General features: G+C 27.3%; 16 protein-coding genes. 2 read left to right on the forward strand and 14 right to left on the reverse strand.

What is annotated here, in order from left to right:
• Positions 1-253: 253 nt before the first annotated feature.
• The 10 genes from OW763_RS13515 to OW763_RS13560 form a co-directional block, all read right to left on the reverse strand.
• Positions 254-1,588, reverse strand: coding sequence for a replicative DNA helicase (locus OW763_RS13515; protein ID WP_268041667.1), 1,335 nt, complete (start codon positions 1,586-1,588; stop codon positions 254-256).
• Positions 1,589-1,600: 12 nt separating this feature from the next.
• Positions 1,601-3,454, reverse strand: coding sequence for a Lon family ATP-dependent protease (gene lonC, locus OW763_RS13520; protein ID WP_268041702.1), 1,854 nt, complete (start codon positions 3,452-3,454; stop codon positions 1,601-1,603).
• 76 nt (positions 3,455-3,530) lie between these two features.
• Entirely contained in the window at positions 3,531-3,977 is a 447-nt protein-coding gene (gene rplI, locus OW763_RS13525) for a 50S ribosomal protein L9 (RefSeq protein WP_268041668.1), read from the reverse strand.
• Positions 3,977-5,953 (reverse strand): DHH family phosphoesterase, encoded by a 1,977-nt coding sequence (locus OW763_RS13530; RefSeq protein WP_268041669.1) that lies wholly within the window; start codon positions 5,951-5,953, stop codon positions 3,977-3,979. The genes rplI and OW763_RS13530 overlap by 1 nt, the downstream gene beginning before the upstream one ends.
• Positions 5,954-5,963: 10 nt before the next feature.
• Positions 5,964-6,956 carry a YybS family protein gene (locus OW763_RS13535; protein WP_268041670.1) on the reverse strand — a complete coding sequence of 331 codons (993 nt, stop codon included), beginning with the start codon at positions 6,954-6,956 and terminating at the stop codon, positions 5,964-5,966.
• A gap of 11 nt (positions 6,957-6,967) precedes the next feature.
• Complete coding sequence (locus tag OW763_RS13540; RefSeq protein ID WP_268041671.1) at positions 6,968-7,285, reverse strand: MazG-like family protein; 318 nt, start codon at positions 7,283-7,285, stop codon at positions 6,968-6,970.
• 138 nt (positions 7,286-7,423) lie between these two features.
• Positions 7,424-7,672, reverse strand: a complete 249-nt coding sequence (rpsR, locus tag OW763_RS13545) for a 30S ribosomal protein S18 (protein WP_268041672.1) — start codon at positions 7,670-7,672, stop codon at positions 7,424-7,426.
• Positions 7,673-7,697: 25 nt separating this feature from the next.
• Entirely contained in the window at positions 7,698-8,159 is a 462-nt protein-coding gene (locus OW763_RS13550) for a single-stranded DNA-binding protein (RefSeq protein ID WP_268041673.1), read from the reverse strand.
• 14 nt (positions 8,160-8,173) lie between these two features.
• Positions 8,174-8,461 carry a 30S ribosomal protein S6 gene (rpsF, locus tag OW763_RS13555; protein ID WP_268041674.1) on the reverse strand — a complete coding sequence of 96 codons (288 nt, stop codon included), beginning with the start codon at positions 8,459-8,461 and terminating at the stop codon, positions 8,174-8,176.
• Between the two features lie 108 nt (positions 8,462-8,569).
• The gene (locus OW763_RS13560) at positions 8,570-8,767 is read right to left on the reverse strand and encodes a DUF951 domain-containing protein (protein ID WP_268041675.1); all 198 of its coding nucleotides are present in this window, start codon (positions 8,765-8,767) and stop codon (positions 8,570-8,572) included.
• A 149-nt stretch (positions 8,768-8,916) separates the two neighbouring features.
• On the opposite strand from OW763_RS13560, the gene OW763_RS13565 reads away from it, so the two are divergent.
• Positions 8,917-9,564, forward strand: coding sequence for a LysE family translocator (locus tag OW763_RS13565; RefSeq protein WP_268041676.1), 648 nt, complete (start codon positions 8,917-8,919; stop codon positions 9,562-9,564).
• A gap of 369 nt (positions 9,565-9,933) precedes the next feature.
• Positions 9,934-10,551 carry a spore protease YyaC gene (gene yyaC, locus OW763_RS13570; RefSeq protein ID WP_268041677.1) on the forward strand — a complete coding sequence of 206 codons (618 nt, stop codon included), beginning with the start codon at positions 9,934-9,936 and terminating at the stop codon, positions 10,549-10,551.
• Between the two features lie 324 nt (positions 10,552-10,875).
• On the opposite strand, the gene OW763_RS13575 is transcribed toward yyaC, so the two are convergent.
• From OW763_RS13575 to noc, 4 genes are all read right to left on the reverse strand, one after another.
• Positions 10,876-11,376, reverse strand: coding sequence for a DUF4446 family protein (locus OW763_RS13575; RefSeq protein ID WP_268041678.1), 501 nt, complete (start codon positions 11,374-11,376; stop codon positions 10,876-10,878).
• 40 nt (positions 11,377-11,416) lie between these two features.
• Complete coding sequence (locus OW763_RS13580; RefSeq protein WP_268041679.1) at positions 11,417-12,271, reverse strand: ParB/RepB/Spo0J family partition protein; 855 nt, start codon at positions 12,269-12,271, stop codon at positions 11,417-11,419.
• Positions 12,268-13,044 (reverse strand): ParA family protein, encoded by a 777-nt coding sequence (locus OW763_RS13585; RefSeq protein ID WP_268041680.1) that lies wholly within the window; start codon positions 13,042-13,044, stop codon positions 12,268-12,270. Before OW763_RS13585 ends, OW763_RS13580 begins: the two co-directional genes overlap by 4 nt.
• A 199-nt stretch (positions 13,045-13,243) precedes the next feature.
• Positions 13,244-14,020: a nucleoid occlusion protein gene (noc, locus tag OW763_RS13590; protein ID WP_268041681.1), complete on the reverse strand. Its 777-nt coding sequence runs from the start codon at positions 14,018-14,020 to the stop codon at positions 13,244-13,246.
• Positions 14,021-14,037: the final 17 nt, after the last annotated feature.

Here is a 14,037-nt window from a genome sequence, read left to right on the forward strand (position 1 = left end):
GTGTATTTGCTGTGGCTTTAACAAGTTTTTTATTATTATCAATTATTATTAATATCATTTCTAAACTCATTTGAACCTTATAAAGGATTTTTTTCATGACTATTATCTTGTTCATATTATAGATATATAGATATAAAATTTATTCTTGCAAATTAAATATATAACTTTCATGTGTCTTTTTCGTATCCTTTATATGTCTATTACTTGTTTTTTTTCTCAAAAAAACACTATCGTTAAATTTAACGATAGTGTTTTATTCTTGATGTATAACATCCAATCTTCCAAATTTACTATATTGTCCAAGCCAAGCTAGTTTAACTGTACCTGTTGGACCATTCCTTTGCTTTGCAATTATACATTCAGCTACATTTTTATCTTCTGTTTCTTTGTTATAATACTCATCTCTATATAAAAACATAACAAGGTCAGCATCCTGCTCTATTGATCCTGATTCCCTAAGATCAGAAAGCATAGGTCTATGATCTGCTCTCTGCTCTGGTGCACGCGATAACTGTGAAAGAGCTATAACAGGGCATTCCATTTCCTTTGCAATTGCCTTTATAGATCTTGAAATCTCTGATACTTCTTGTTGTCTACTTTCAGATCCGTTACTTCCACTCATAAGCTGAAGATAATCTATTACTATTAAATCTATTCCGTATTTTACTTTCAACTTTCTACATTTAGAACGCATCTCCATAACAGAAACACCTGCAGTATCATCTATATATATCTTAGAGTTAGCAATTGGTCCAGATGCCTTTGCTATTCTTTCCCAATCATCATCCTCTAACTCTCCAGTTCTAAGCCTTAGCATATCTATATTAGCTTCTGAACAAAGTAGTTTATATGCTAATTGTTCCTTAGACATTTCTAATGAAAAAACTACTACACTTTTGTCTTCTCTAAGCGCCGCATATTCGGCAATATTTAGAGCAAACGTAGTTTTTCCCATAGATGGTCTTGCTGCAACAAGTATCATCTCTCCTGATTGAAACCCTGATGTTTTAGCATCTAATTCTGGGAATCCTGTAGGAACTCCTGTAGTTTCCCCTTTATTATTAAATATTCTCTCTATTTGCTCAAAGCCTCTTTCAAGTACAGTACTTATAGGCTCAAAATCACTTGTTGATCTCTTTTGGGCTATATCAAATATCTTCTTTTCTGCTAGTTCCAATACACCTGAAACCTCTTCCTGACTTGTATAACTCTTTTCCGTTATATCAGCAGAAGCTTTTATTAATCTTCTTAGAATAGCCTTATCCTCAACAATCTTTACATATGAACTAAGATTAATAGTAGATTCTACTGAATTACTAAGTTCAGTTATATAGGTAATGCCACCAACAACTTGCAATTTATCTGTAGATTTCAAGTGTTCTATTAATGTAATCATATCAACTGGAATATTCTTCATATATAATTCTAATATAGCTTCAAATATGATCTTATGTCCTTCTCTATAAAAGTCATCTCCATTTAACTTTTCTGAAGCTTGGGCTATTGAGTTTTCATCTTTAAGCATACACCCAAGTACTGTTTGTTCTGCTTGCATATTATGAGGTAAACTTCTTAGTGGTGCTTCCATTAATTATCTCTCCTAATTTTCTTTAAATACTATATTTATTACTTCTTCAATAGTATCTACTGGTGTAACTTCAATATCATCAAGTCCAACAGGTACTTCTTTTGAATTATCTTTAGGTACTATTATTTGTTTTATTCCCTTTCTTCTAGCACCATATACCTTTTCAAAAATACCACCAACAGGTTTTACCTTACCTCTTAATGAAATTTCTCCCGTTAAAGCAATGTCCTGTCTTATAGGTTTATTTAAAAGTGCACTTATAATGCATATAGTTATAGCTGTTCCTGCTGAAGGACCATCTATACGTCCTCCCCCTATAACATTTACATGAATATCATAATCTCTAGGTTCTTTACCCGTTATTTTTCTTATAACCGATGCAGCATTAAACACAGAGTCTTTTGCCATACTTCCGGCTGTTTCATTAAATCTTATATTACCTTTTCCCTTATCTTTAGCTTCAAATACAGCTGTTTCTATTTCAATAGTAGACCCTATATATCCACTAACTCCTAAGCCATACACATGTCCTGTTTCATATTCTTTTTCTTTACAAACTTCTTCAAAAGGAGTAAATCTGCTTATTGATATGATTTCTTCTATATCTTTTATCGTAATTTTAATATCGTCTTCAGGACTTGCATTATTATTATAAAGTGTATATCCATAAGCATCTGCTAATATATTTACTGCTTTTCTACCTTCTATAGTATATCTACTTATCAGTTCTGCAGCTCCTTCTTCTAATTTAATATTTAACTTTTTAGCTGCATTTTCTACTATTTTTTCTATATCCTTTGATGATAATGGTTCAAAATATACCTCCGTACATCTTGATCTTAATGCAGGATTTATATCCTTAGGCTCTCTTGTTGTAGCACCAATAAGAGCAAAATCTGCTGGTGCTCCATTTTCAAAAAGATACTTTATATATTTAGGTATATTTTCATCATCTGGATCATAATAAGAAGATGAAAATTCTACTCTCTTATCCTCTAAAACCTTCAAAAGTTTATTTTGAAGAATTGTATCAAGCTCTCCAATTTCATCTATAAATAAAACTCCACCATGTGCATCTGTAACCAAACCCGGTTTTGGCTCTGGCACACCAATTTCTGCTAAATCTCTTTTACTACCTTGATAAATAGGATCATGTACAGATCCTAAAAGTGGATTAGTTATTTCTCTTGGATCCCATCTCAAAGTTGTTCCATCTACTTCTACAAACTTACCTGCTTTACTAAATGGTGTATACTTAAGTTTCTTAGCTTCTTCTAATGCAAGTCTAGCTGCAGTAGTTTTACCAATTCCTGGCGGTCCATACAAAATTATATGCTGTGGATATGGAGATGCCAGTTTAGATAAAAGAGATTTTATCGCTCTTTCTTGTCCAACAATTTCTGAAAAAATTCCAGGTCTTAAAAGATTTTGAATATTATTAGAAAGCTTTACAGAATCTAAAACTTCAAGTTTAGCATATTTTTTTAAAGTTTTAGCATTTTCAACTCCCTTTTTTTTCTTTATAATATTGAGCTTTATCTCATCCATATATTTTTCTTGTTTTTCAATTACTACCTGTTCAACTTCTTTTTCAATACTGTTTTCAATGTACCTTTTAGCTATAAGAGCTGAAAGACACTGCTTAGTATTATCTATTGCTTCATTTACATTCTTCTCATTTGGTATAATATCTATTCCTTTACCTTCACTTACAATTTTATTTATTGCATAAATTCTTTTATAAACATCATTATTGTGTATATACTTGTTTAATTTATATTTAATAATTTTTGATCTAATAGTCTTTTCACTAATAACTTTTCTCATTATTTCATCTAGTGCATCTATTTGTACATCTAAAGACATTCCATCACTAATAATATCTATAATATCTTTTGATTTATCATTTATTAATGAAGATTTCAATATCTCTTCCTCCCATTTACTGCTTTTCGCAAATAACAACCTTTACTTTAGTAGAAATTTCAGGATATAGTTTTATTTCCACATCATATGTTCCAAGTTGCTTTATTGTACCTGCAGCTATTTTTTTCTTATCAACTTCAACATTATATTGCTTCTTTAATTGAACTGCTACATCTTTACTTGTTATAGCTCCAAATAATCTTCCACTTTCTCCAGCTTTAGTATAAATTTTTATTTCCTTATTTCTTAATTCATCTGCTATTTTTTGAGCAGCTTCTGTTTCTTCTAATTTCTTTTTTCTTTCAGTTTCTTTTTGTTTATTTAAAATATGCATATTTGAATCTGTTGCTTCTTTGCCTAATCCTTTTGGTATTAAAAAGTTTCTTGCATATCCATCTGAAGCATTTATTACCTCTCCTTTTTTTCCCTGTCCTTTTACATTTTTTAATAATATAAGTTTCATTATTCTTCACCTTCCTTTAAATATTTATCTATAGCTTGTTGCAATTTTTCTTTTGCAGCATATATTGAAACATTGCTTAGCTTTGTACCTGCAATAGTCATATGTCCACCGCCACCTAATTCTTCCAGTATCAATTGTACATTTATATCTCCAAATGATCTACCACTTATAGATATTTCATCTTTTATTTTAACAAGAACAAATGATGCTTGAACACCTGTAATATTTAGCAACTCATCTGAAACTTGTGCAGCTAATACAGTATCATCAATCTCTGGTGGACAAACTGCAATAGATATATTTTTTTCCACTTCAGCTAAACTTATAATCTTAGCTTTTTTCAAATATGTTTCTAAATCACTTGCAAACATTTTTTTTACATCTATTATATCTGCTCCCATTTGTCTTAAATACGCTGCTGCTTCAAAAGTTCTAACTCCTGTTTTAAAATAAAAATTTTTAGTATCAACATAAATTCCAGCTAAAAGCATTTCAGCAACTATAGGAGTTATACTTTTTTTAGGACTTTCAAGCATATATTGAAGCATTTCAGTTACCAATTCACAAGTAGATGATGCATAAGCTTCAATATAATCTAGAAGACTTCCTTCTACAGCATCTGTAGATTTTCTGTGATGGTCTATTATAACAATTCTATTTATTTCATCTACTATTTCTATATTTTGTACATAACTTCTACTATTTACATCTAAAAGTATAAGTAAACTATCTTTATCATAATAATTTATACACTCTTGCTTACTAATAAAAATTTCATCATATAAACCTTCTTTTTTCATTTTTTTAATTGCATTTTCTATTCCATTATTAATACTATCAAGTATTATATACGACTCTTTTCCTAAAGCCTTAACTACACTACTAATACCTATTGCAGCTCCAATACTATCAATATCTGGATTTATATGACCCATTATATAAACTTTACTGCTTTCATTTATTATATTAGCTAAAGCGTGAGCTACAACTCTTGCTCTTACTTTAGTTCTTTTCGCAATTTCCTTTGTTTTTCCTCCATAAAATTGTAATTTTTCTTTATTTTTTATAACAACCTGGTCTCCACCTCTACTTAGAGCCAAATCTTTAGCTGAAGTTGCAAATTCATTATTTTGCAAAGGCGTTTCTCCTCCAACTCCAACCCCTACGCTTAATGTAACTGTAAGTTTGTTACCAAAATTTATTTCTCGTATTTCATCTAATATATCAAATTTTTTATCCATTTCACTTTTTATAATTTTATTATGAACTACTACAATATATTTACTATTAGAGTATTTTACAATCATTCCATGTAAGTTTTGCGCATAATTTTTTATCGTTCTTTCTATTTCTGCTGATAGAATAACTGCTTTATCTTCTTCTGTAGTTTTAAGTACATCATTTAAATTATCTACTTCTATAAGAATAACTGCATCCTTATTTTCTTCATTTTCTGTTCTTAATCTCATCTCTTCTGTAACGTCATAAAAATACAAAAACATGATTTTATTTTTATTAGTACTAAATTCTGAATTAATAAATACACTATAATATTTCTTATCTATTCTTATAAATTTAAGAACCTTTATATTATAATTTAATATCTCATCTATATTTATTTTCTCTGCAATCTCTTTTATATCTTTTCCTAAAATATCTTTTTTGGAAAAGATATCAATAAATTTTTCATTATACCACAGTATATTTCCTTTACTTCCAACTATAGTTAAAGGTACTGGAGTATTTACTAAAATATTTCTTGTGGAAATATTCATATTAGCTTCAAATTTCTCTATTATTTTTTCCCATTCATCTTTTTTCTTTTTAAATATTTTTACATTATAAACAATAATCACACCATACACAACTAAAGCTATACCACCTACGTAAAAGTGTCCAAAGATGAATATTATAGAAATTAATACTGCTATTATTACTATATATAATTTATTGTTTTGAATAAAATAATTATCCATATAATTCCCTCTATTTTATCTTTCTTATTGGATTAGGGTCAAGCCTTCTCAAATTTAATATTATATCCATAGCTCCTGCTATAGAATACATTCCTGACAAAATAGGTAAAGCAAATCCTATGATAATAATAAACATTGCTACACCTTTTGAAAATTTCAATTTATTTCTAAGAACAAAAATGAAAAATGCTATACCATCTAATTCAAAAACAAATAACAATATATATTTAGTAGTTTCAGTAATATAACTTCCTATTTCTATTCCTCTTGTATCTAATAATATTCCTGAACATAAAATACCTATAAGTACTGCTGCTACTAAATTGGGAATATATAGTCTACTAAAAGGTGTAACCTTATCTACACTATATTTTAATTTGATAAAAACTTTTTCTGTAATAATGTATTGTATATATGCTTGTATTAAACTGCTTACTAAAATAATAGTTGGTATAATGCTTATTACATTTTTTGCCGTTATGAGTTTCATTCCTTCTTTAATAGGAGCAATTTGTTCTTCAGTAATTCCCATAGATAAATAGGTATCAAGTGCCATTTTAAAAGCTTCACTTGTAGTATCTACTATATTATTTATTGAACCTACTATACCTTGTTTATTTATAAATAACGCATATACAAGGAATTGAATTATATTGCCTATAACAATTGCTATAGCCACGCCTACTATTGTACTTGAACTTTTCTTTCTATTTCTAATACAATACCCCAAACTTATTCCTGTAATTCCATACATAATAGCTGAAGTTATTGCTAATATAGGACTATATATAAAAGCTGTTAAAATCGTACCTACAAAAATAGCAGATAATGCACTTTTATAATCATGTCTAACATAAAGTAATGTAATTGGTATAGGTAAAATAAACATACCAATTCCAGCTAAGAAAGGCACATATGCAGTATATAATATAACTACAGATATTATTGCAACCATTATTGCTATTTCTACTAAAGCTTTTACTTTAATTCCATTACTTTGCATAGTCTCCTCCGCTAATTTCTCCCTTTTATATGAGAATATAATTTGCTTAAATCTTTACCTTGTTTTTCTAAAACATCGTCTTCAGTTATACCTAATTTTAATTTTTTCTTCATATTTTCATCTACAGAAATATAGGAATATCCTAGTCTTTCACCTAGTAAATATAGAACTATTATTGCCCCGGAAATACATTCCAAAATAGCATCTTGTGCAACATTACTTCCTCTTGCTAGTAATTTAAAAAAATCACCTATGATACATAAAAGTTCTGCTTTCAATTTTTCTATGATTCTTATATTTGACATAATATTAAATTCATTATTTTTCATATAATATCATCCCCTTATGTAGTCCTATATATTTATATTTTAGTTTTTTTTACCTACATATGCAACTTTAGTTTTATTTTGATATATATTATCTGTTTAAAAAAGCAGTGTCCATATTAGACACTGCTTTATATCTCATTAGTCAGTTGTAAATGGTAGTAAAGCCATATTTCTAGCTCTTTTTATTGCTAAAGTCAAACTTCTTTGATGTTTAGCACAGTTACCAGAAATTCTTCTTGGAAGTATTTTTCCTCTTTCTGTAACAAACTTTCTTAATTTATTTACATCTTTATAATCTATGTAAGTAGATTTTTCTACGCAAAAAGAACAAACTTTCTTTCTTCTTCTTCTTCCGCCGCCTCTTCTATTATTATTATTATAAGCCATCATTTTCCCTCCTTACCTAATTTAATTAAAATGGAATATCTCCATCATCAATCGGAGTAATTTCTTCTTCATACTCCTTTTGATTAAAATCTTCAGAAAATCCTGTTGATGAATTCTCTTGCGTATTAAAGCCTGAATTATTAAATGGTGTTTGAGTTCTATTGTTTGAGTTTCCCCATTCTAAAAATTGGACTTCATCAGCAACTACTTCTGTTACATATCTTCTACTGCCATCCTTAGCTTCATAGGATCTAGTTTGAATCCTACCACTAACGCCCATTAGTCTACCTTTACTCATATAGTTAGCTGTAGTTTCAGCCTGCTTTCCCCATACTACTATAGGTATGAAATCAGCTTCTGGCTGACCAGGACTTTTAAATCTTCTGTCCACAGCTAATGTAAGAGATGTAACTGCTTTTCCTGCACCAGGAGTGAATCTTAACTCCGGGTCCTTAGTTAATCTTCCAATTAAAACAACTCTATTCACTTAATAAGCACCACCTATTTTTCAGGATTAATTACCATAAATCTAAGAACTCCATCAGTTATTCTGAATACTCTTTCTAATTCTTTAGGTAATTCTGGACTAGATTTAAAGTTTACTAATGTGTAGTATCCTTCGTTAACTTTTTGTATAGGATAAGCAAGTTTTCTTCTACCCCATTCATCAACGTTATCAACTACTCCACCATTATTTTCAATTACACCCTTAAACTTTTCGATGTTAGCTTTTATAGCTTCTTCATCTAGTGATGGATGTAAGATGAATAATGTTTCGTAATTTCTCATCACTTTCACCTCCTCCCTTTGGACTAACGGCTGCAAAATATCACAGCAGGGACCACATTTCTTTATTCTATCATTTCACTATAGAAAAATCAAGAAGTATATAAATTATTATTCAGGTATATTTTGTTTAATTATTTTTTTCACTCTTTTCTCAAATTTACTTCTTGGAATCATAACTATTCTTTCACATTTTAAACATTTTATTTTTATATCAGCCCCTACTCTTACGATTTCCCATTCTTTACTTCCACAAGGATGGACTTTTTTCATTTCAACAATATCTCCCAAATAAAATTCTTTAGCCATTTTTATAACCCCTTTTTTCTTTTTTTATGAATTATATATTCAATTATATAACAAATCAAGATATAATATAATAGATATAATATAATAGATATAATATAATTTTAATATATGAATATTTTTATATTACAACTTAATCAAGGAGTATAGTAATGATATATTTAATGAAATTTACAAAAGCTATAATAACAGGATTTTCTACTGGACTAGCTATTTCTATTCCACTAGGTCCTGCTGCTATTAAATCCGTAGATCAAACTATATCTAAAGGCTTTAAAAAAGGATTTGTGATATCACTTGGTGCTATTACCGCTGATATGGCTTATCTTATATTAATAAACTGTGGACTTTCTAAGCTTTTAAAAACTAATAAAATAACAGAAGCATTATTCTGGATTATTTCAGGAACAGTTTTAACATTTATGGAATATAATTCCATAAAGAAACTCAAGAACCAGAATAAAAATAAATATGATGAAACTGATTCACTTTCCTTTTGGTCAGGTTTTATAATAACCTTTTCTAATCCAATGACTCCAGCCTTATGGTTAGGATTAAGTAGTACTGCACTAAAGTTATGGCATCATGCCGGAAATATGTACTATTATGTTTTTCTAATTTCTCTTTTAGCAGGAATGATAACTTGGTTCGGAGTTTTAAATTTTCTTGCTCTTAAAGGTCTTAAAATTTTTAAAAATAATTCCTCTAAAAAAATATCTTCTTTTACTAAATGGATTATTTTAATTTTAGGTATATTTTTTATATTATTCGGTATAGTTAAACTTATACTTGCATTATAAAAAATTAAAAGATATATACTGCTAGAGATATATTTTACTTAGTTAAACAATTCTAAATTTAAAAAACTATAGAATATAATATATATTCTTATAATTAAAATTATTCCCAAATTAAAATTTCTATAATTCCTATACAATAAAAAATTTATATTATCATACTATAATAAAATTATATTTAATTTTTATTATAGTATGATAGATTATGTATTTTCTACATTAATACTTGTATTACCATCTTACCATATATTCTTTCATTTTATATCTATAATTTAAATAATTTTAAATTATAGATAATTTTTACAATTATATATGAATTAAGTATAAAAACCTTCTTTTTCGTACATACTTTTAAAAAAGGAGGTTTTTACCATGAATAGTAAAAAAATAATCATAGATTCTATGGAAAATATTTCAGTTTATAAATTAAGAGATATATTATGTGAAAAACTAAATTATATAATAAAATCTCACCGACCTATTATCATATTATGTATAGGTACTGATAGATCTACTGGTGATAGTTTAGGTCCTTTAATAGGTGAGAAGCTAAATTCATTATTAAAAAATGAGTTGATAATATATGGCACTCTAGAATCTCCTGTTCATGCTAAAAATTTATGTACTATATTAAGAGAAATTAAAAATAAATATAACAATCCATATATAATAGCTATAGATGCTAGTCTTGGTAAACTACAAAACATTGGACATATTATTATAGAAGAAAAACCTCTTAGTCCAGGTGCTGCTATGAATAAAAATCTACCTAAAGTAGGTAATTTAAGTATAACTGGTATTGTAAATATTTCTGGAAGCTTAGAATTTATGGTACTTCAAAACACGAGATTATATACCGTAATGCATTTAGCTAATGTTATATCAAGAGGAATATATCACTGCATTTTAAAAACTCTTGGTTCTAAAATAAATTCTGATTTTGATATTGTACTAAATAGTTCCATTAAAAAATCAACAAGTAAAATATAAAAACATTTGAATGTAATATATTATTTTTTAATAATATATTTTTATCTAAAAAATTAAAGATATTGTGATTTTTATATTAAATCAAAATCTACAATATCTTTAATTAAAAATTTATATACATCTATTAATTCATTTTATTCAACAAATTAATTGAGGAAATCATATACTTAAAAACTTCAATTGTAAAATGTAAATTTTACTGTAAGTAGTACCTTGAAATTTCTATTTTACTAAATTCTAGCTTTTAAAATATATTTTTTTCAAGTAGTCAATAATTAAACTTATATGTAGCTATATTATTTTGGAACTATATGGTTACTTAATTTATTGTTTTTTTATAGCATTATATAAAACTTCTTCTTCTTCTTCAGATAAATCATATCTTGATATTCCTTTATCAATAGGTTTGGCATAAACAGTACTATCACTTCTTCCATATATTCCCGTAAGAACAACTCCATCATTACTATTATCCAATAATACTATTGAAAAGCTTAAATCACTTCCTATGTCTTCAAAAGCTTTATACCTTAAAATGGAAACTTTTTGAATGCATTGTTTCAAGTTATTATTAATTTCTTGTTGTTGATTCTTTATTTTTTCTGTATCTTCTTTTACTTTGTCTATATTATCTAAATAACTCATTATAATTTTTTCTAAATTTTCATTATTAATTCCTCGAGTTAATTTTCTGTATCTAGTTTCAAGTCTATTGATTGACTTTAAAACAACCAATAATGTGATTATTAAAATAATTATAATGATCACAAACCCCATTAAAATATAAGGTTGTAAATCACTAAAAAATCCAATTATACCTTTCATTTATGTACATCCTTTCAAAGTGTTTGTTTCACGTGAAACATCAAATTTTAAATATATTAAGAATTCTTTCTAGCTCCTCTTCTGAATAGTATTCAATCTGAATTTTACCTTTGTTGTTTGAATCGCAACTTAATAATACCTTAGTATTAAACAAGTTTTCTAATCTATATTTTATATCTTGATAATATGGATTAAGTTTATTTTTATTTTCATTTTGTTTTTTTGTTCTCTCTTTTTTATTTATATTTTTGATTAAAGTTTCAATTTGTCTAACACTTAAAGATTCATCAATTATAGTTTGAGCTAATTTATATTGAATATTTTTATCTTCAATTGCAAGTAATGCTCTTCCGTGTCCTTCACTAATAACACCGTCAATTAAATATTCTTGAACTCTTTTATCTAGATTTAATAATCTCATACAATTTGCTATCGCAGTTCTTGATTTCCCTATTCTTTTACTTAATTTTTCTTGAGTTAATTTAAATTCATCAATTAATTTTTTATAAGCTAATGCTTCTTCAATAGGATTTAAATCTTCTCTTTGAATATTCTCTATTAATGAAACTTCAAGCACTTCTTTTTCACTTAAATCAAGAATAACCGCTGGAACTTCTTTAATTCCTATGCTTTTTGCAGCTCTCCATCTTCTTTCTCCTGCAATAATTGTATAAAAATCACCTTTTTTTCTTAAAACTAAAGGCTGAATAATCCCATGTTCTTTAATTGATTCTGCTAACTGCATTATCTTTTCCTCATCAAAGTTCTTTCTGGGCTGATCACTGTTAGCTTTTATGAAATTTATAGATATCTTCAGTATTGAATCATCTTTTTTACTACTTTCTTCTGGAATTAAGGCACCTAATCCTTTTCCTAATCCAAATTTTTTACTCAACACTTATCACTCCCTTGCCTTTTTAAAAACTCATTTGCTAGATTTTTATAAGCTTTTGCACCTCTACACTTATCATCATAAAGTATTATTGGAAGACCAAAACTTGGTGCTTCTGCTAATCTAACATTTCTAGGTATAGTAGTTTGATACACCTTATCTTTAAAATATTTATTAACCTCTTCAGCAACTTCATTACATAATCTTGTTCTACTATCATACATGTTCATTACTACACCTTCAATTTTCAAACCTTTGTTTAAAGATTTTTTTACAAGTTGAACTGTATTGATAAGTTGTCCAACACCTTCTAAAGCATAAAACTCACATTGAATTGGTATCAAAACACTGTCAGCTGCACTTAACGCATTGACAGTTAAAAATCCTAATGAAGGTGGACAATCTATAAATATATATTCAAACTCATCACTTACTTCTTTAATTTTATGTTTAAGTATACTTTCTCTATTCCTTTTATCAATTAATTCTACTTCTGCTCCTACTAATTCCACATTAGATGGAACTATATACAAATTATTTATAAGTTCACTTTCAATCATAGCTTTCTTTACAGAAACTTCTGATGATAAAATATCATAACCTGAATATTCGATTTTATTCTTATCAATTCCAAGCCCACTAGTTGTATTACCTTGTGGATCCATATCTATAGATAACACCTTATGCCCATTCATAGCTAAATTAGCACATAAATTTATATTAGTAGTAGTTTTCCCAACTCCGCCCTTTTGATTAAAAACACATATAACTTTCATACCATATCCCTTCTTTCCATTTATTTTGGGCACAAAAATACTTTCCTATATATTACATTATAATATTATAAAACATATTAATAAATATATTTTATAAAAAGCGCCTAAAATTTTTTAAAATTTAAAAGATTTTGTTTAAATTTTAAAAAATTTTAGGCGCTTTTGTTTCACGTGAAACATTCTATAAATTTTTCTGTTTTTATTTTTTAGGTATAGTTATTGTAACTTGAATTTTATCTTCTAATTCTTTCGTTCTATAAGAAGCTTTAACACCATACTTATCAAAAACTTGTTTAACCGTATTCATATATATTCTTGGACTAAAAATTCCTTTTATCTTTTTCTTATTATCTTTTCCAACTTCTTTTCCACTAAGCTTTAATAATTCTTTATTAATTAATTCTTCTGTATTTTTTACGTTAAGTAAATTTTTTATAATCTTACCAAGTACTTTCCTTTGTAATTCCATACTTGGTAATTTTAACAATGCTCTAGCATGTCTTTCTGTTAATTTATTTTCTAATATTATTTTTTTTATTTTATCATCTAATTTTAAAATTCTCATTTTATTAGCAATAGTAGATTGTTTTTTTCCTATAATCTTAGCCAATTCACTTTGAGTATAATTATGTTTTTCCATAAGATCATGATACGCTTCTGCCTCTTCTAAAAAATTCAAATCTTCTCTTTGTAAATTTTCTAATAACGCGATTGCTGCTGAATCTCTATTTGTAATATTCGTAACTATAGCTGGTACTTCTTTTAATTCTAATTTTTTAGCAGCTCTCCATCTTCTTTCTCCTGCAATAATTTCATATTTTTCTCCTATTTTTCTAACAGAAAGTGGCTGAATTATACCATATGTATCTATAGATTGAGCTAATTGATCTATAGTATCCTCGTTAAAATATTTTCTAGGTTGATATTCATTAGGAACTATTGAGTCAACCTGTATATATTTAATATCCTTTTTCATAATAACCCTCATTTCCT

Source organism: Clostridium aestuarii, from assembly GCF_026735135.1.
Taxonomy (GTDB): Bacteria; Bacillota; Clostridia; order Clostridiales; family Clostridiaceae; genus Clostridium_H; species Clostridium_H aestuarii.